This is a genomic window from Pollutimonas thiosulfatoxidans (assembly GCF_004022565.1).
GTDB classification, from domain to species: domain Bacteria; phylum Pseudomonadota; class Gammaproteobacteria; order Burkholderiales; family Burkholderiaceae_B; genus Pusillimonas_D; species Pusillimonas_D thiosulfatoxidans.
In genome coordinates, this window is sequence record NZ_CP022987.1 from 2455461 (window position 1) to 2473308 (window position 17848).

At 57.2% G+C, this 17848-nt stretch carries 16 protein-coding genes and 3 pseudogenes; 7 read left to right on the forward strand and 12 right to left on the reverse strand.

Annotated elements, in window-relative coordinates; genetic code table 11:
- Positions 1-140 precede the first annotated feature (140 nt).
- The 5 genes and pseudogenes from CKA81_RS11905 to CKA81_RS17565 form a co-directional block, all read left to right on the forward strand.
- Positions 141-1256, forward strand: coding sequence for a mandelate racemase/muconate lactonizing enzyme family protein (locus CKA81_RS11905; RefSeq protein WP_164878387.1), 1116 nt, complete (start codon positions 141-143; stop codon positions 1254-1256).
- Between the two features lie 13 nt (positions 1257-1269).
- Positions 1270-2265, forward strand: a complete 996-nt coding sequence (locus CKA81_RS11910) for a TRAP transporter substrate-binding protein (RefSeq protein ID WP_128355454.1) — start codon at positions 1270-1272, stop codon at positions 2263-2265.
- Complete coding sequence (locus CKA81_RS11915) at positions 2262-2813, forward strand: TRAP transporter small permease (protein WP_164878388.1); 552 nt, start codon at positions 2262-2264, stop codon at positions 2811-2813. The genes CKA81_RS11910 and CKA81_RS11915 overlap by 4 nt, the downstream gene beginning before the upstream one ends.
- Positions 2814-2826: 13 nt before the next feature.
- Positions 2827-4067 (forward strand): annotated as a pseudogene (locus tag CKA81_RS17360) (TRAP transporter large permease).
- A gap of 7 nt (positions 4068-4074) precedes the next feature.
- Positions 4075-4155: pseudogene (locus CKA81_RS17565) on the forward strand (nucleotidyl transferase AbiEii/AbiGii toxin family protein); the annotation flags it as partial.
- An 18-nt stretch (positions 4156-4173) separates the two neighbouring features.
- Here the strand turns inward: CKA81_RS17565 and CKA81_RS11925 are convergent.
- The 5 genes from CKA81_RS11925 to CKA81_RS11945 all read right to left on the reverse strand — a co-directional run bounded on the left by CKA81_RS11925 (position 4174) and on the right by CKA81_RS11945 (position 10046).
- Entirely contained in the window at positions 4174-4671 is a 498-nt protein-coding gene (locus CKA81_RS11925; protein WP_128355456.1) for a Fur family transcriptional regulator, read from the reverse strand.
- A 72-nt stretch (positions 4672-4743) separates the two neighbouring features.
- Positions 4744-5061, reverse strand: a complete 318-nt coding sequence (locus CKA81_RS11930; RefSeq protein WP_128355457.1) for a DUF2149 domain-containing protein — start codon at positions 5059-5061, stop codon at positions 4744-4746.
- On the reverse strand, positions 5061-5561 hold the full coding sequence (locus CKA81_RS11935) for a MotA/TolQ/ExbB proton channel family protein (RefSeq protein WP_128355458.1): 501 nt from the start codon (positions 5559-5561) through the stop codon (positions 5061-5063). The genes CKA81_RS11930 and CKA81_RS11935 overlap by 1 nt, the downstream gene beginning before the upstream one ends.
- Before the next feature lies 1 nt (position 5562).
- Positions 5563-9423 carry a cobaltochelatase subunit CobN gene (gene cobN / locus CKA81_RS11940; protein ID WP_128355459.1) on the reverse strand — a complete coding sequence of 1287 codons (3861 nt, stop codon included), beginning with the start codon at positions 9421-9423 and terminating at the stop codon, positions 5563-5565.
- Positions 9423-10046 carry a TonB-dependent receptor domain-containing protein gene (locus CKA81_RS11945; protein ID WP_228255710.1) on the reverse strand — a complete coding sequence of 208 codons (624 nt, stop codon included), beginning with the start codon at positions 10044-10046 and terminating at the stop codon, positions 9423-9425. The genes cobN and CKA81_RS11945 overlap by 1 nt, the downstream gene beginning before the upstream one ends.
- Here CKA81_RS11945 and CKA81_RS11950 point away from each other — a divergent pair.
- Positions 10027-10710, forward strand: a complete 684-nt coding sequence (locus CKA81_RS11950) for a TonB-dependent receptor domain-containing protein (RefSeq protein ID WP_128355461.1) — start codon at positions 10027-10029, stop codon at positions 10708-10710. The genes CKA81_RS11945 and CKA81_RS11950 overlap by 20 nt on opposite strands.
- Before the next feature lie 56 nt (positions 10711-10766).
- Here CKA81_RS11950 and CKA81_RS11955 read toward each other — a convergent pair whose 3' ends face one another.
- From CKA81_RS11955 to CKA81_RS11985, 7 genes and pseudogenes are all read right to left on the reverse strand, one after another.
- Positions 10767-11795, reverse strand: coding sequence for a methionine synthase (locus tag CKA81_RS11955; RefSeq protein WP_128355462.1), 1029 nt, complete (start codon positions 11793-11795; stop codon positions 10767-10769).
- Positions 11796-11821: 26 nt separating this feature from the next.
- Positions 11822-12804: pseudogene (locus CKA81_RS11960) on the reverse strand (DUF1852 domain-containing protein).
- A 50-nt stretch (positions 12805-12854) separates the two neighbouring features.
- Complete coding sequence (gene msuE / locus CKA81_RS11965; RefSeq protein ID WP_128356767.1) at positions 12855-13457, reverse strand: FMN reductase; 603 nt, start codon at positions 13455-13457, stop codon at positions 12855-12857.
- Between the two features lie 186 nt (positions 13458-13643).
- Positions 13644-14549 (reverse strand): LysR family transcriptional regulator, encoded by a 906-nt coding sequence (locus tag CKA81_RS11970; protein WP_128355463.1) that lies wholly within the window; start codon positions 14547-14549, stop codon positions 13644-13646.
- Positions 14550-14562: 13 nt separating this feature from the next.
- Complete coding sequence (locus tag CKA81_RS11975) at positions 14563-15141, reverse strand: DJ-1/PfpI family protein (RefSeq protein WP_128355464.1); 579 nt, start codon at positions 15139-15141, stop codon at positions 14563-14565.
- A gap of 104 nt (positions 15142-15245) precedes the next feature.
- A complete protein-coding gene (locus CKA81_RS11980; protein ID WP_394342513.1) occupies positions 15246-15767 on the reverse strand; it encodes an anti-virulence regulator CigR family protein in 522 nt (173 codons plus the stop codon).
- Entirely contained in the window at positions 15764-16606 is an 843-nt protein-coding gene (locus tag CKA81_RS11985; RefSeq protein ID WP_128355465.1) for a helix-turn-helix domain-containing protein, read from the reverse strand. Before CKA81_RS11985 ends, CKA81_RS11980 begins: the two co-directional genes overlap by 4 nt.
- 207 nt (positions 16607-16813) lie before the next feature.
- Here CKA81_RS11985 and CKA81_RS11990 point away from each other — a divergent pair, with 207 nt between their 5' ends.
- On the forward strand, positions 16814-17803 hold the full coding sequence (locus CKA81_RS11990) for a Bug family tripartite tricarboxylate transporter substrate binding protein (protein ID WP_128355466.1): 990 nt from the start codon (positions 16814-16816) through the stop codon (positions 17801-17803).
- Positions 17804-17848 lie beyond the last annotated feature (45 nt).

The window sequence follows — 17848 nt, forward strand, 5'->3', positions numbered from 1 at the left end:
CGAGGCGTTGGTGGCGTCGATGACGGCTGAGGGATGGAAGCGGAGCGAAGAGAAGGGGATTTGACAGTCATGAGCATATGATAGTACAAACCTTATATATCTTATTTATCATATTTATTATCTTGGCGGCGGGAAAGCACATGGCGATCATCAGAGACATCGAATGCATCAAACTTTCATATATTCCGAGGTATAAGCCGATCGATGGCCTGGCGACCATCGGGTCTCGTGACGTGTTCCTTGTCAAGATCATCACCGATCAGGGCCTGTACGGTATCGGCGAGAGTTTTGCATTGGGCTCACTGGACTCTTTGGAAGCGATCGTAAACGAGACGCTCAAGCCTGTGCTGGTCGGCGAGGATTGCAGGGACGTCGGAAGGCTGTGGGCCAAGATGTACCGTACGACCTTCCGCTATGGGCGGCGCGGAATTGTTCTCGCTGCAATCAGTGGTGTGGACATTGCACTCTGGGACTTATCGGGAAAAATCTGTCATCAGCCGGTGTATAAGCTGGCAGGGGGTTATCGGGATCAGATCACAGCTTACGCAAGCGGTGGGTATTACCTAGAAGGTCGCGGGATCGATGCTTTGACGGAAGAAGCGCAACGCTACCTTGATCAAGGCTTCACCATGATGAAGATGAAGGTCGGTGCAGCACCGCTGGATGTCGACCTTGAGCGCATCAAGCAGGTGCAGAACGTCATCGGTGACAAGCTCCGTCTGGGCGTTGATGCGAACGCGGTGTGGGACTTCAATACTGCGCTGGAGATGGGCCGCAAGTTCGAGGATCTAGGAATAGCTTTTTTCGAGGAGCCGGTCTCCAGCGATCATATCGAAGACAGCATTCGTCTGGCTCAACTGCTTGATACTCCGATTGCCGGATATGAGACTGAGCTCACCCACTTCGGCATGCGTGATTTTATTGCACGGCATGCGGTCGATATTGTGCAGACCGATGCGATCTGGGCCGGTGGCATCACTGAGGCACTCAGGATTGCAACCCTCGCTTCCGCATGGAACAAGCCGGTCATACCGCACTTCTCGGCATCCGCAGTGTCGCTCGCCGCAAACCTTCATTTCGGTGCGGCGATCAGCAACTGTGAACTGATTGAGCTCACTCAGGATGAGAATCCCCTGCGCGACGAGTTATTGATTGATCCGATTTCTGTGAAGAAAGGCGTGGTGTATCTGCCGTCTGAACCGGGGCTTGGAATTGAATTGAACGAGGAAACTGTATCCCGCTTTCGGGTTAAATGAGAGGAGAGCCGACATGTCGAAACAAGTAAAACGATTGGCAGCAACAGCGTTTGTAGCAATCAGTTTAGTGGCCGGTTACGGCACCAGTTCCGCAGCACCTGAGGCGGTCCTCAAGCTTGCGCATGACCAGAAGCCGGATGACGGCTATGGGCCGGGTGTTGCAAAGTTCGTCGAGATCTTGCAGCAGAAGGTCGGAGATAGAGTAAAAATCGACGTATTTGATAACGGCGTTTTGGGTAACGAGCGCGATGTCACCGAAGGTTTGACACTCGGATCACAAGAGATGAGCGTGACCACCTTCGGCGTCCTGACGAACTATGAGCCCAAGCTCGCGGTGATGAATCTGCCATTCATTTTCAAAAACTGGGGTCAGGTGAATGCGGTCCTGAATCAAGGAGTCATGGATGAAACGTTCGCCCAACTGGAAGAGGACAAGGGGCTAAAGGCTCTAGGTGTCTATGCGCTGGGGTTTCGCAACGTGGGAACCAATGTCGCCCCCATTACCTCCATTGAGTCCTTCAAAGGCTTGAAAATCCGTGTGCCGCAAGCACCTCTGTTCATCGATACGTTCAAGATTCTGGGTGCCAATCCGACCCCTCTGCCCTGGGGTGAGCTCTACACGGCGATGCAAACCAAGGTGGTCGACGCCTTCGAGAACTCATCGCCGGTGGTTGAGCAGTTCAGGATGGACGAAGTGACTAAATTTCTGTCAAAAACAGGGCATAGTTGGGAAGGAGGTGTCTTGCTCATCTCGGCCGCCAAATTCAACAGTTTGCCTAAGGATATACAGGATGCGATGGTTGCCGCCGGTCAGGAAAGTGCGAAATACCAGCGTGGTCTGATTCAGCAACAGGTCGACGAGGTCGAGACGAGGCTGGCTGCCGCCGGAATGCAAGTCAATACGCTCGATGTGACGCCGCTGCAAGATAAGGTGGCCCCCATGTATAAGCAGTTCTCTGACCAAAATGACGCTGCCGCGCTCGTCGACAAAGTCCGGACCGCCAAGTGACTGAATACAGAAGGGCATCGCCAATATCCATGAAGCGCTTTGAGAAGATATTTATTCGGCTCACGGGTTATGTATGTTCCTCATTGTTTTGCCTGATGGTCGCTGTGTCCCTGCTGCAAGTTTTCTTCAGATACGTCCTCAATGATTCGCTCGTCTGGTCCGAGGAGCTCGCCCGATACCTGTTCGTATGGGTTTCGTTCCTCGGGGCCATTATTGCGTTTCATCGTGGGATGCATATTGAGGTCGATATCCTGACATCAATGCTCAGGGATAACTCCAAAAGGATTCTGGACCTATTGACGAAGGTCCTTACGGGCGTATTCCTTCTTGTGTTGATTGTCTACGGTTGGCGCATTGTGGGAGCGACTTGGGGGACGCCCAGTGCAGCCCTGCGGATTCCAATGGGGCTTGTTTATATGGCAATTCCTGTGGGCGGGATAGGAATGTTGGCCGTCTTGATTTTCAAGATCACCAACACGATTGACGGTAGCGACAACATAACCCAAGAGGATAAAGGTGAGTTCCATGGGAGCCTACATACTAATTAGCAGCATCGTCCTCATGGCTGTGGGGATTCCGGTAGCCTTCGCCCTGGGTTTGGCTGGTGTCGTCGGGCTCTTGCTGGGTAGCTCTTTGCCTATGGTGGTGGTGCCGCAGAGGATGCTCGTAAATATCGACTCGTTCCCCCTGATGGCGATTCCTTTCTTCATTCTTGCGGGCGAGGTGATGAGCAAGGGAGGAGCGTCGCAGCGGCTCGTGGATTTTGCCTATGCCCTAGTTGGGCACTTTAGGGCCGGACTAGCCATGGTCGGGATCTTGGCGAGCGCTATCTTTGCCGGAATATCCGGCTCTGCGGCTGCGGATACGGCAGCCATTGGCTCTCTACTTATTCCCGCGATGAAGGAAAAGGGTTATCCAAGGGGGTGGGCGGCCGCGCTTCAGGCCTGCGCCGGGGCACTGGGCCCGATCATCCCCCCAGCCTTGTCATGATCATATACGGATCGTTGACGGGGATTTCGATTTCGGAGCTATTCCTAGGCGGAATTGGGCCGGGCATCGCAATCGTTGTTGCCCTGATGCTTGTGACTCGTCACGATAGTATTAGATTCAATCTTCCGAGAGAGAAGAAGGCTTCGCCGGCAGTCCGCTTGAAGGTAACCAAGGATGCCATATGGGCATTGGTTCTTCCGGTGGTTATTATCGGAGGCATTCTTGGAGGGCTTTTTACTGCGACTGAAGCGGGCGTGGTGGCGGCATTCTATGCCATATTGATAGGGCTGTTTGTATATAGAGAAATCACTTGGCGCGACCTGCACCAGATATTTCTGGACGCATGTGCCAGTACGGCCATGATCATGCTGATTGTGGCCACGGCGTCCGTATGCTCCTGGCTGTTGGCCGCCGCGCAGGTGCCACAGTCAATCGTTGCATATCTCACGACCTTGTCAACGAATCCACACGTGATCATGCTTTTGATCATCATCTTTATATTGCTCGTGGGGTGCTTTATAGAGACAGTCGCGGCTGCGATCATCCTGATCCCTATTTTGTTTCCGATAGCGGCCCAAATGGGATACGACCCTGTTCACTTTGGTGTCGTGGCTGTCATTACTCTGGTGTTCGCTGGTGTAACGCCACCGGTAGGTGTTCTGTTGTTTATTACGTCCGGCATTGCCAAGTCATCATTCGTCGAAACGTGCCGCTATCTCCCGAAATATCTTGCGGCTATTTTCGCGGTTCTACTTTTATCCGCATATGTGCCTCCGATTGTGACGTTTATTCCTGATTTTTTCCTGAAGTGACTGAAGCCACCTGGCGGGTCACAACCGCCTTCCGCATGAAGTGCTATTGGGCAGCGACAAGGACATTTCGACGGCATACCGCGCCTTTTGCTGTAGGAATGTTTCCCTAACGAGCTTCCCGCTGTTGGGGTTGGCATTTTCCACAGATGCCCTTCACCTCAATCTCCGACTCCACAAAGCTGGCGCCCGCGTGGCGCAACGTGCTTTGCACAGTCTTATAGATTGCGTCGTCCTGCAGCTCAGTAACAGCTTCACAATTCGAACACACAAGCAACAGGGGGTGATGTGCGACATGATCGGCATTACACACAATGAAGGTGTTCAAAGCATCGACGCGATGCACCAAATGCTGTGCCATTAGGAATTCCAGGGCGCGATAAACGGTCGAAGGTGCCACTCGACCGTGACGTGCGCGCATGTCATCCTGCAAGTCATAGGCTTTCGCCGACCCGCCACGTAGCAGCAGCAGCTCCAAAATTTCTTTACGTTGAGTCGTCAGCCGACTTCCGCGGGCTCGGCAATGCGCATGGGCCGCCTCAAGTCGCGAGGCGATAGCTGAAGCCGTTGTTTTAGCGGAAGATTTTCGCGATGTGACCATCTGCATAGTTTACAACGCACTACGCCTTTGGCGCCCAGACAATGTCGAACGATACAGCGCACCGAAACTCAAACCCGCTTACGAGCCGGCCTCACTCTCTGGCACGTATATCATGCGCCCGTCGTCCAAACGATAGGTGACACCTGCGCGTGCCCCCCGCCCTTCCCCCGTCTCGCCGCTGGATTCGTAGCGCGTCAGCTCTTGGCCGTTCTTGATGGTGATGCGCATATCGGCATCGCCCGGCTTTTCGATAACGACCACGTCTTCCTGGGAAAAGGGGTTGAGTGGGTTCTGGGCGATCACGATCATCAACACACCGATGATGACCAGGAAGACGTCAATCAGATTGACGACCGACAGCATCGGGTCGGTGTCTTCTTCAAATAGAAAGCGCATCAGGCGGCCCCTGCTGCCTGGCGGCCACGTTCCAGTTCGCGCAAATCCTGCAGCAGCCAGCGGCGGCGGATGGTCAGGATGAAGAAGCAGATGCTGGCCGCCAGCAAGGCGAGAATCACCGCCGAGAATGCGGCGACCATGTTACGCCCTACCTCAGCGGCATTGCCGCCGCCCAGCGCCAGCAGGGCGGGCCCCATGGGAATCATGGTCGCGATCAAGCCCAGCATCGGCGCGGTGCGCGAGACGATGCGCAGCCATTCCAGCCGTTGCAGTATCCATAGTTCCAGATCATCGCCGACCACCTCACTACCCTGCGACTGTGCATGGACAAGAAGTTCGCGCGGGTGAGTGCTTTTGCGCCGCTGCCACGCTTCAACGGCAAAGCCGCCCAGCATCACCAGCGCATAGGTCAGTGCAGCGGCGATCAGCAGCATCACCGGTGCAAGAAACAAGCGCGAGACATCGTAAAGCAGGTTTTCTATAGAAGAGAAGAAGCTCATTTCATACTCGGAAGAGAGGTCGTGATGAAGGGAGAAAGGCTTGCCGTAAGCCGCCGGCGACGATCAGCAGCAACATGAGGGCGAGCACCCAGTGCTGGCGTGAATCGTCGTGTACGGGCGGCTCAACGGCTTCGAGCACCTGGCCCTGCACGCTTTCCAGGGCTGGCTGTACGTCGGTGGGGGCCGCAGGCGTGTCCTGCCCGGACGCCGTACTACCGGCTTCTACTGCGGGTAGCGCAGACAGCCCGAAGTCTTCCAATTCTTGCCAACGCTTCGCCAGGGCTTGGCGGGTGTCTTTCGACGCATTCCAGTAACCCTTGCGGATGGCTTCAGCCATGCGTTCCAGTATCTGCGCCTGCGCGGTGGGGTTATGCTGCTCGAACCACTCACGGGTGCCGAGATCACGGGTGTCATGAATATAGGTGTCGAACAGCGCCTGCCACTGATCGTCGCGCACCGTGGAAGCGTCCAGGGCCTGCCAGCCGAACAGATTGTTGGTGACGTTGAGCACTTCCAGCGTACCGGCGTAGCCTTCCGCCTTCATGGCGCTGATCCACTGCGGGTTGAGATACCGCACGCGCATCTCATCAGCGAGAAAGCGCGCCAGCCCGGTGGTGCGCACTTCGCGGCTGCGCAGGTCGGAGATCAGCAGCTGCGGCGCTTGGCCGTCGAGATGGCGGACGGCCGCCGACAATCCACCCAAAAACTCAAACGGATGGTCGGTGGACAACACACCATGCAGGTTCGAGGAGCGCGACATGACCGCCGCCTGCGTGCCTCGCAACTGTTCAGCCAGCAGATTGACCTGGGCGGAATCTGGCCCCGCAGCGCGGTTGCCATAGGCGTGGCGGCTGCTGGACAGGAACTGTTCGGCCAGCACGGCAGTGTCTTCCCATTCGGTGGAAGCCAACGCCAGCTGCGGCACGCCCGTGCCATAGCTCCCTGGCTCATTGCCGAAGATGCGATAGCGGGCGGCGTCGGCCGCATCCCCTGCCGGCATGCCTTGTTGTTCCAGGGCATCCGCAATGCGGCGGTTGTTGGCAGCGATAGGGTTATCGGGCTCATCCAGTTCGGCCAGTCGGGCAAGCGCATCGTCGAGCAGGCGCATGAAATGATCGAACTGGTCGCGATACACGCCGGTGACCTGCACCACCACATCGCTGCGCGCCCGGTCGAGTTCGGTCGCCGGGATGATTTCAAACTCCAATACGCGGCCACCGGCATCCCATATCGGGCGCAGACCCAGTGCGTGCAGAATCTGCGCTTCGGTCACGCCCAGATGGCGGATCGCCTCGGACGACCACAGGCTGAAGGCGATTTTCTGCGGCCACGCGCCGCCATGTTCGGCACGAAAGGCCGCTACCAGTTGCGCGTAGGCCGTCGCTGCGGATTCATACGCAGCGCGGGCCGGGATCTTGTCGGCTTCGAAGGCATAGAGATTGCGCCCGCTCTCGACATCAGGATTGCGGATCGGGTCGCCGCCGCTTCCTGGCTTCACATAGCGGCCCGCCAGCCCGGCTAGCAAGGCCTCATTTTCCTGGGTGTCGCGCAGGCGCTGGTCGAGTTGCTGCGCCCGCTCGGTGAAGGCAGCCACCGCTTCGGGCAGCGAAACTGTGGCTGCAGGCGACAACATCTGCTGCACGGCCTGATATGCCGGATTGTCCGGCAGCATCGAAGCATCGGCCACGAACAACTCTTCTTGATCGACGCCCAGCGCCGTCAGGAACGGTTCGCCCAGCTGCTGCAAAATTGTGCTGATACGCTGGCCTTCGTCTGCACGTTGACCAAAGGTATGCAGGCCCAACGGCATGGCGCTGCGGGCAAGTTCGTGCAATTGGTCGTGCAACGCCTGCATGAAACCGGGAAAATCCTGTTCGGCCTGTTCTTCGCTCCAGCCCAGGTCGGCATGCAGATCGGCTTCGAAAGCCGCCTTGCGAATCTGCGCGGCGAGCCGCTCTCTGACCATGCCTTCATCGGCTTGCCCATGCTCGTGAATCAGGTGATGCAGATCGCGCAACTGGTCATAAAGACCGGCAGGCGCAAACGGCGGCGTCTGGTGGCTGATCGTCACCGCCCGTCCGCGCCGCTTTGCCTGAATGGCTTCACCGACGTTGTCCTGGATGTAGGGATAGAACACCGGCAGGTCGCCCACCGCCAGCCAGGGATAATCGTGGGCGGACAGACCGCGATCCTTGCCGGGCAACCATTCCTGTGTACCGTGGGTACCCAGATGGATCAAGGCATGCACCGCTGCCTGTTTCTTCAGGTACAGATAGGCGGCCATGTAAAGATGGTCCGGCGCAGTGGCGCTGTCATGGTAGTGCTTGTGCGACCCAGGATGGCGCGGCATCTGCGGCATGATCAGCAGATTACCCAGTTGCCAGCGCGGAATCACGAAGTAGCGTATGCCGTCGATCTCGCGTACGGCCTGATGGCGTTCAGGCGGGCCGAAGTGCAGCATGTCTTGGCGACGCGCTGCCGGCAGCGCCCCCAGCCAGTCCTTGTAATCCGCCAGCGGCAGCAAACCCGCCAGATCTTCGGCCAGCAGCGCATCCAGTGATACGCTGCCATACAAGGCGCCTAGCATGCGCTGCGCCGTCGCGATGACCTGCCCTTCCGTTACGGCCTGGCCGCTGTCGTAGCCCTGATCCGCCAGTGCGCCTTGAATCGATAGAATGCTGCGCGGAATGTTCAGGTTGGACGCCCCCAGATTCTGTTCGCCAACCGGATAGTTCCAGAACATCAACCCCAGTTTCTTTTCCGCTGCAGGGGTGTGACGCAAGGCGGCGAGGCTTTTCAGCTTGCCGATCAAGGCATCGGCCTGCTCCGGCAACACGTCCTGCACACCGTCGGTACGAGCCGACAGCACGACCGGGTCACTCAGGCCCCAGCCTTCCGGCCCCGCCAGAAATACCGCGGTCGTACGCGCCGACACGCCGCTGACAGCGGCGGGCCATTCTGCAGCCTCGCCTTCACGAAAGCGCAGGGTCTGCATGACCGGCACATCAAGCGTGAGAAAGTCGCGACTGCGTGCCGCGCCACTCTGCATATGCCCGAGATTGACCAGCGCATCAATCTCGCCTGAACCCAACACCCCGGCCAACCCTTCCGGCGCGGTGGCATCAAACCAGAACACCACAGGAATCAACCCCGCGGCCTCCGTACGCCCGATCAGTTCATCCAGGTCGCGGGTCAGCATGTCGGCAACAGGGCCAGGGTGAGTCAGGAAGGCGACACGCCCCGTGGACACCATATTTTGCGAACGTCCTGCCTGCCAGTCCAGATAGTCATTCAGTCGGGTGAATATTTGCGGCGCTTGCGGATGATAGAAGCCCGTGGACGGCAGGCGGCGGGCAGGTTCCAGCAGATCGGGCGACGGCGCAGCGCCTTCATGCACACTCTTGACCAATGCGAAGAAGCGCCGGAAGCCTTCCTGGCCGCCGGCTGCGTAGTGGGTTGCCAGGAGACCGGCATAGTCCGGCACGATGCGTTCCCAGGCGGGTCTGCCGCCACCCACGGTCAGGCGGGGCCGGGCAGGATCGACCGCCGCTTGCTCCAGGCGCTGTTCCACCATGCTGCGGTCGCCGGGCCGGGGGACATCAAGCACCACCAAGGCCGCAAGGGCGACAGCCTGGCGCAAGGCTTCGGGCGTACTCTTCTCGACGTTGAGGTGACGCAGCGCCAGCCCCGAGTCGGCAGCCGGCCGCTCCAGCCGCTGGAACTTCTCGGCAGAAACAAAGTCGTTATGCAGCACCTGCACCACAGGCAAAGCAGGCTCGCCGGCCTGCACGGGATGCAAACCCAAGGTAGCGGCCAGCAGGCTGCCGCACAACAGCCACTGGTATTTCGACAGCACAGCCATCAGAAGCTCGCCGTCAGGCCGATGAAATAACGTCGACCTTCATCTGCCCGACCATAGATGCTCGCGTCGTCATTGGCAAGGCGCTTGTCGGTGAGGTTCTCGATACCTGCATGCAGACTGAGGTTGCGGTGGACTTCATAATCCACATACCAGTGCAGCAACGTATAAGCGGGGCGCTCCTCCAGAATCGCCGAGCGGTACTGCTCGCCGATATATTCGACCCGAACACGGGTGCCTAGCTGCTCCGTTGGCGTCCAGCCCAGCGTGGCGTTGGCACGATAACGGGAACGGTCCGCCAGGCGTTCATCGTTGGTGAGGTCCCGCGCATCCAGATAGGTGTAGTTGGTGTCCAGTCTCCATTTACGGGAGATATTCACCCCCGCCGTCAGTTCCAGGCCCTGCAGGCGGGCGCGGGAAAGGTTCTCGTATTCCAGGCAGACCCGCCCGCGCACATCGCAGCTGGGCTGACGCACGGTTTCTACCAGATTGCGAACATCGTTGCGGAACAACATGGCGCTAGCCGACCATCGCCCTTGTTCGTAGTCCGCTCCCAGTTCGTAAGATCGATTCGTTTCCGGCGGCCCCAGGGCGCGCAGCGCCGAAGTGCCGACCTTTGACGCCAACTTCTTTTCCTCGCCTATCAGTTCAAACGTAGATGCCCAGACGGCGACCACCTATGAAATCGGTACGCGCGGGCAGCGGCCAGAGAGCTGGTGGGAGCTGGCCCTGTATCGCGCCGAGATCAAGAACGAATTGCAATGCCTGACTACCGCGCCCTGGAGCCCTTGCACGGTTGTCAATGCCGACCACACCGTGCATCAAGGGATCGAAGCAGGCGCTGGTTTCGTCTTTCTGAGCTCGGGCATCGTTCCTGGAGACCGTTTCTGGTTTAACGCCTCGTACACCTACAACGACTTCTTTTTCGACAATGACTCCCGCTACGGCAATAACCGCTTGCCTGGCGTACCGCCGCAGCACCTGCGCGCTGAAGTGCTCTACAAGTATCCTAGCGGGTTCTACGCGGGCCCGAATGTCGAATGGATGCCGAAATCTTACTTCGCCGACAACGCCAATCAGGTGAAAGTGGATTCCTATGCCTTGCTGAACCTAAGGGTTGGATATAGCGCGCCCGACTCGAAGACGTCCTTCTATCTGGAGGGGCGCAACCTCCTGGACAAGCGTTACATCGCCAACGTTGCGATAGCCGGAACGGCAGATGCCTCGTCGGCGATCTTCAATCTTGGCACCGGTATCGCGGTCTATGGCGGGGTACAGCTCAAATGGTAAGGAACGATCAACGGGTGCCCGGATGAGTTTCTTTCGAAGTCGGCGGCATTTTCAGCTTAGATTGATATTTCTGCCCGAACAATTTCCGCTCCGGCCGTAAGAGCCTGGAGCTTCGCTCTTGCCACGGCACGAGACAACGGCGCCATGCCGCAGTTGGTGCAAGGATACAGCTTGTCAGCGTCCACAAACTGAAGCGCCTTTCGTAGGGTGGCAGCGACTTCCTCAGGCGTTTCAATGGTTTTGCTAGCGACGTCGATGGCGCCTACCATCACCTTTTTGCCACGTATGAGTTCAAGTAAATCAATCGGCACATGCGAGTTATGGCATTCTAGAGAAATGATGTCGATATTGGACTTCTTCAGCTTCGGGAATGACTCTTCGTACTGGCGCCACTCCGACCCAAGCGTCTTCTTCCAATCGGTGTTGGCCTTGATGCCGTATCCGTAGCAAATGTGCACGGCAGTCTCGCACTGAAGCCCTTCAATCGCCCTTTCCAAGGCTGCCACGCCCCAATCATTCATATCATCGAAGAACACATTGAAGGCGGGCTCATCAAACTGGATGATGTCGACGCCCGCTGCCTCCAGCTCCCTGGCCTCCTGATTCAGAATCTTGGCAAATTCCCAGGCGAGCTTTTCGCGGCTTTTGTAATGGTTGTCGTACAGCGTGTCTATCATCGTCATGGGGCCTGGCAGTGCCCACTTGATCGGTTGCGTCGTGTGACGGCGCAAGAACTTCGCGTCTTCGACGAAGACCGGCTTTGACCTGCTTACCGCACCCACGACTGTCGGCACACTTGCATCGTAGCGATCCCGAATCTTGACGACTTCACGCTTTTCAAAATCGACGCCGTTCAAATGCTCTATGAAGGTGGTCACAAAATGCTGGCGAGTCTGTTCCCCGTCGCTGACGATGTCGATACCGGCCTGTTGCTGTTCCTTTAGTGCCAGCAGCAGCGCGTCCTGCTTTCCCTCGATCAGCGCGTCTCCCTCCAGCTTCCAGGGCGACCAGAGCTTTTCGGGCTCAGCCAACCAGGACGGTTTAGGCATGCTGCCTGCTGTGGATGTGGGTAATATTTTTTCCATGATTTTTTCTCGTATGTCGTAGATGATTAAAGTGCGTAGTCGGCGACCCATTGCTCAAGGAAGTCGCGGCGAGGGCTGATGAACTCCGCTTCTGCGTATTGCCCTTGCTTCACCGCCAAATGATCGCGCTCTTCCCGGTCATAGATGATTTTTGTATATGAGCAGTCCTGGTTGTCCAGGCTGGGTTTAAAGACGCTGCCGGCCGTCGAGTTGGCGTTGTAGATTTCAGGGCGGTATATCTTCTGGAAGGCTTCCATGGTGCTGATGGTCGCTATCAGTTCCAGATTGCTGTAATCGTTCAACAGATCACCCATGAAGTAGAAAGCATAGGGAGCCACGCTGCCAGGCGGCATAAAGTACAGTACCCGCATGCCCATTCTCCCGAAATACTGATCGGTCAATGACGCTTCGCTTTGCCGATATTCCATCCCTAATACGGGGTGCCGGTTCTCTGTCCGGTAATAGGTCTTGCTACTGGAAACGCTCAGACAAATAACTGGCAGTTTGCGGAAGTGCTTTCTGTAGGCTTCCGAGTTCAGGAATTGCTGGAACAACTTTCCATGCAAATCTCCGAAGTCATCAGGAACCTCGAAAATAGGCTTATCTTTATTGTGTTCCCGTAGCAGAACGCTGAAATCATAATCACGCACATATGAAGAGAAATTATTCCCTACTATCCCCTCTGTGCGCTCTCCGGTTTTCTTGTCAAGAATATTCGGTCTTAGCACTTCCATCAGCCGGAACGCACCGCCATTCCTGTCGGCACCAAGGCTCATTTCCACAGAGATGATTTCCAACTGAACACCGTAGCGATCACCGGTGGGGTTATCCCAGTGCGCCAGGCTATTAAAGCGGTTATCAATCATCTTCAAGGTGTTTCGCAGATTCTCCTGGCGGTTCTCCCCCTGGCCAGATTCGCAAAATTTGTCGTAAGACGGGTCGCATCTGCTGGACGATAATTCTCATCAAAGGCAATGCTGTGAACGGTATAAAGGAATTCTGTTTCCATTTGCTGTGGTGTCCTGAATCTTAACAATCAATAAATCTAGCTCGGTACCTTCACGCAGCGCTCGCGTGGACGCAAGCCAGATCATCCAGTGGGCGGTTGCCAGACACGTTTGGTGGCGTGAATTCCAAGAAGGGCAAGGCGCGTTGAACTGCCAGTGCTGCATGCTGAATCACCGCCCGATCCTGTAGCCGTCCGTTTTCAAAGTCCTTGTCTGTGGCATAAACCCCAATGGGGAGCGTGCGTGCCTGGAAAAAACTGAAAAGTGGCCGTAGCTGGTGATCAATCATCAATGCATGACGCTCACTGCCTCCCGTCGCGGCCAACAACACTGGCTTGTCGATCAAAGCATCCTGGTGAACGAAGTCAAAAAAGTGCTTGAACAACCCGGTGTACGAGCCCCTGTAGACTGGTGTAGCCACCACCAGCACGTCAGCCCGTTCAACCGCTGTGAGCGCAGCCTCCACGGCATCGGGCAATTGGGATCGGCTGACCGCGCTGGCAAATTGCGGCGTGAGCCTGCCCAATTCGATCAAGTGCTGTTCGACGTGAACCTGGTCAGCAATCAGTTCCAGAAGGCGCTTTGTCAAGGCTGCTGCCTTTGAAGTGGGGTGCAATCCACCTGAAACCCCGACTAAGCGAAGTGGGCGTGTGATGTTGTCTTTCATGAAGTGGTCTTTGCGGCGCTTGATGGGCCAGCGCTCACCCTGTTTTCCTGGGCGGCTCGAGAGTTTTTTGGTGAACAACGGATGCTAACCGCGAGCAATACATGAAGTAAAATGGTATTATTTCATGGTTATATGAAATATCATCATCAATAACGCTCGAGCGCTTCCCACCACCTATTCAGAGACCGGCATTTCGACAGTCATCGACCGGGCGACGTCTATGAACGCCTTCAGATATTCTGGTTCGTGATCTGAGCCACGGCGGCCCAGATGAATCTGCTTGTGTATGCCGCGCTTGCCCAGGCTCACCGGCACGATGTTCACACGTTTTGCGTACTCCAGCACCAGCCATCGGGGTAGGGCTGCCACACCGCGGCCTGCCCCCACCATCTCCAGCATGATATCGGTGCTTTCCAACGTCTTGTGACGGCGCGGCATCACGCCTGCTGGCAGCAGGAATTGGCTGTACACATCCAACCGGGCCGGCTCGACCGGATAGGTGATCAGCGTCTCTGGAACGAGATCAGCGGGCAGCACATGGCGTTGCGTCGCAAGCGCATGCCCGCGCCCCACCACCAGCACCTGTTCATAGTCGAAGACGGGCAGATAGCTGACGCCAGGAGTGAGCAATGGGTCGGGCGTGACGATGAGATCAATTTCATGATTGAAGAGCGCCCCCATGCTGCCGAAGCTAAACTTCTGCTTCACGTCGATATCGACATCCGGCCAGTCTCCCAGATAGCGTGACACTACTTTCAATAGCCACTCATAGCAGGGGTGGCATTCCATGCCTATGCGCAAGGTGCCGCGTTCGCCTTCCGCATACTGCTTCAGGAAGGCTTCGGCGGTCTCGAATTGCGGAAGCAGGCGTTGCGCCATGGCCAGCAGATATTCCCCCGCCTGCGTGAGCCGCAAGGAACGGCCCTCCCGCAGCCAGAGCGGCACACCAAAAAGCCGTTCGAGCTTGGCGATCGTGTGGCTCAACGCAGACTGCGTCAGGTGAAGCGATTCGGCAGCGGCCGTGACGGTACCGTGCTTTTCAACCGCCCGCAGAACTTCAAGATGAGATCGCTCTAGCATTGTGAACAGCGTGCTAGGGCTCGATCCTGGTGCCCAGCACCTTAAGGAACTGCGCCATCCACGCCGGATGCGCCGGCCAGGCCGGTGCCGTGACGAGGTTGCCGTCGGTATGGGCCGCATCGATGGCGATCTCGGCGTAGGTGCCCCCGGCAAGCCGCACTTCGGGCGCGCAGGCCGGATACGCCGAGCAGGTACGGCCTTTAAGTATGCCGGCCGCCGCCAGAATCTGCGCGCCATGGCAGACCGCTGCAATAGGCTTACCCTCGTCGTTGAAGTGACGCACGATGTCCAGCACACGATCGTTCATGCGCAAGTATTCCGGTGCGCGACCGCCCGGAATTACCAAACCGTCATAGTCGGCCGGGTTCACCGCGTCGAAATCGTGGTTAAGAGTGAATCGATGACCCGGCTTCTCGCTATAGGTCTGATCGCCTTCAAAATCGTGTATGGCAGTGATCACCGAATCGCCCGACTTCTTGTCGGGGCAGACAGCATGCACGATATGGCCGATTGTCAGCAAGACCTGGAACGGAACCATGGTCTCGTAGTCTTCTGCGTAATCTCCCACCAACATCAATAGCTTCTTGGCCATTTGTGCCTCCTTTGGCATGTAGGTCCACTGGGTGAAGGGTCTGCGGCAAGGGGTAACTTGCCGTAGGGACGAGATTACCATTGAGGCATGGCTTATGCTTTTCCTTAATCAAAGACGTCGTACAAGATATCGGCAACGACTGCTGTAGCCACAGAGATCAGGATCAAATCAGTACCCGCTACACGCCATTCGTAGCCGGGGTGTCTTGGCAGACGACCTAAGAGCGAGCTAGGCACCATTTTCTTGGCGATCCCAGGAGGGATGGGCTTGCCTCTCGCCAAGTTCTTTCGTATACCGGGCGGCAGCGTAGAATAGCCGCTCAGTCCAAAATCCAGCGCGTACTCGCGAGCCAGGACAGCGGTGATCCCGGCATACACGAGGTCACCAAGTCCGGGATTTCTATTACCTGAGTTATCCCATGCATGCGGGTTGCCCTTGCCACCCTTGTCCGGGTTGCCGGAATTATTTGCCCGGTTATCAGAGCCTTTGCCCTCAGGCGGCGCTGCTTGGGCAGACAACGCCAGTGAGCAGACTGCCATAACAGATGCAGCTAACACCATACGTGTTCGCATAATACGTTCCTTCAGGACCAAAACAGCCAAAGCGTACCGCCTATCCTGTTTCATAAGAAGTCCGTCGTGTAGCAATTTGTATGTTTTACCGGATTGCTTCTCGCTTCGTGTAAGTCCATAGCACTTAAGACCGGCGGCCTCTCCCCCGCCAGCCACCCATCCCCGATCCTGCGCGCCGTCTCCTGAAGAATGGGCGCGAATCTAGAGACCACGCTGTCGTTCAGCGTACGAGAGAACGTGGAATAGGCCAACGCACCCAGCAGATAATCGCCGGCAAAGATCGGCACGGCCAAGGCGCTACTTTCTGAATCCCGATTCCCGCGGCGCACGCCGTAGCCCTGCTTGCGGGTCTGACGAATCAAGTAGCGCAGGTCCGACGGCGGGAGCTGGCCATCGTCCTGGTGTTGTGCTCGGCGCAAGTCAAACAAGATGCGCCGTTCGTCCCGGTCGCAAAACGAGAAGTAGGCGCGGCCCAAGGCCGAATCGAACAGCCCGTACCGTCTTCCATAGCTGCTGGGGCGGATGGCATAAGGGCTGTAGGGCATGGTGCAAAAATCAACGCGAAGATCGGAGCCATTGACCGTAGCCACCGACAGCGGCCATTTGATGCGCTTGGTCGTGGAGATTAGTATGGGCGCCGCAACATCGACGAGCCGGCTCTGTTGCACAACGCCTTTGCTCAGCTCGGTGACGGCGCTCGTGAGTTCATAGTGGCCGTACATGCCTTCGTGTGACCGCACGTAGTGCTCTTGCTGTAAAGCTGCCAGCGTGCGGTGAAGGGTGGATTTCGCCAGCCCGGTGCGCTGCGCGAGCTCCTGCAACGACCAAACAGGCCGTTCGTTCATTGCCCTAAGCACCATGAACGCGCGGCGCACCGACTGAATCACGGCCATATTCTCATCATCCTGGGTTCTGCCGCCACGAAGGCTAAAGAAGAGCCGATTGTACCGATATTCCGCGCTGCGGAATCTGTCGCCTACAGCGTTGCGGGCGGAATATCGCCTCTCTACACTGAATTACCGTTCGATATCTATGAACACAGCACCAGATGGTTGGGACGCCTACAAGGTAGGCAGGCCGGTCATTAATGGAGAATCCAAATGAAGAAGCTACCAAGAATTTATAAACCGCTGATCGCAGCATGCACGGCCATGGCAACCATGCTGGCCGCACCAGCGGTGTCTGCACAAACTGACTATCCGAACAAGCCCGTCTCGCTGGTGGTGCCATTCGCGCCGGGCGGGTCCACTGACATCTTCGGTCGCTTGATCGCGCAGCATTACTTCAAAGACAAGGGCGCAAATGCCATCGTCGAGAATGTCCCGGGCGCGGGTGGCAACATCGGCGCTGCGCGGGTAGCCCGGGCGGCGCCCGACGGCCATACGCTCGAGATTGGGGCGATGTCTACCCACGCCATGAACGGCAGCCTGTATACGTCGCTTAACTTTGGACCCATGGAAGATTTTGTACCCATCGCCATGCTGGCCCAAGCGATCAATGTCATTGCGGTCAAGCCTTCGTTCCCGGCACAGACTTTCCAGGAACTCATTGAGTACGTGCGCGCCCACCCGGGCGAAGTCAATTATTCATCCGGCGGTATCGGCACACATAATCACCTGACCCTGGCGCTGCTTGAAGAGAGAGCCGGCCTGGAAATGGTGCATATTCCCTATAAAGGCGGCGGCCCTGCCGTGACCGCCTTGCTTCAAGGCGAAGTCGACATGTTTGCGGGCGGCGCATCGCTGTTGTTGCGCCACGCCGAACCGGGCAATGTACGACTGATCGCCGTAACGGAGTCGACACCAAGCGAACTGGTACCTGGTGTACCCAGCGCCTCGGACATCGTGCCGGATTTCGTTGTGACGAACTGGTATGGCGTGTTCGGCCCCAAAGGCATGGACCCTGAACTGGTGAAGGCGATCAACGCGGAAATCAACCGTATTGTGGCCCTACCCGATGTCGCTGAACGCCTGAGCGGAATGGGCATGGTGCCTAATCCGGTGAGCCCGGAAAAGCTGGCGGAAATCCTGGATCAAGATCATCAGCTCTGGTCCAAAACAATTGAATCCCTCGACATCTCGAATCACTGAATGAAGGCGAGGCGGCACCGCCTCGCACCCCAATCGGCCCCTACC

Excerpts from the sequence above, each read along its gene's own strand:
- CKA81_RS11905 (WP_164878387.1), top strand. The coding sequence starts at position 141 with ATGGCGATCATCAGAGACATCGAATGCATCAAACTTTCATATATTCCG.
- CKA81_RS11910 (WP_128355454.1), top strand. The coding sequence starts at position 1,270 with ATGTCGAAACAAGTAAAACGATTGGCAGCAACAGCGTTTGTAGCAATC.
- CKA81_RS11925 (WP_128355456.1), bottom strand. The coding sequence starts at position 4,671 with ATGCAGATGGTCACATCGCGAAAATCTTCCGCTAAAACAACGGCTTCA.
- CKA81_RS11930 (WP_128355457.1), bottom strand. The coding sequence starts at position 5,061 with ATGCGCTTTCTATTTGAAGAAGACACCGACCCGATGCTGTCGGTCGTC.
- CKA81_RS11935 (WP_128355458.1), bottom strand. The coding sequence starts at position 5,561 with ATGAGCTTCTTCTCTTCTATAGAAAACCTGCTTTACGATGTCTCGCGC.
- cobN (WP_128355459.1), bottom strand. The coding sequence starts at position 9,423 with ATGGCTGTGCTGTCGAAATACCAGTGGCTGTTGTGCGGCAGCCTGCTG.
- CKA81_RS11955 (WP_128355462.1), bottom strand. The coding sequence starts at position 11,795 with ATGGAAAAAATATTACCCACATCCACAGCAGGCAGCATGCCTAAACCG.
- CKA81_RS11970 (WP_128355463.1), bottom strand. The coding sequence starts at position 14,549 with ATGCTAGAGCGATCTCATCTTGAAGTTCTGCGGGCGGTTGAAAAGCAC.
- CKA81_RS11975 (WP_128355464.1), bottom strand. The coding sequence starts at position 15,141 with ATGGCCAAGAAGCTATTGATGTTGGTGGGAGATTACGCAGAAGACTAC.
- CKA81_RS11980 (WP_394342513.1), bottom strand. The coding sequence starts at position 15,767 with ATGAAACAGGATAGGCGGTACGCTTTGGCTGTTTTGGTCCTGAAGGAA.
- CKA81_RS11985 (WP_128355465.1), bottom strand. The coding sequence starts at position 16,606 with ATGGCCGTGATTCAGTCGGTGCGCCGCGCGTTCATGGTGCTTAGGGCA.
- CKA81_RS11990 (WP_128355466.1), top strand. The coding sequence starts at position 16,814 with ATGAAGAAGCTACCAAGAATTTATAAACCGCTGATCGCAGCATGCACG.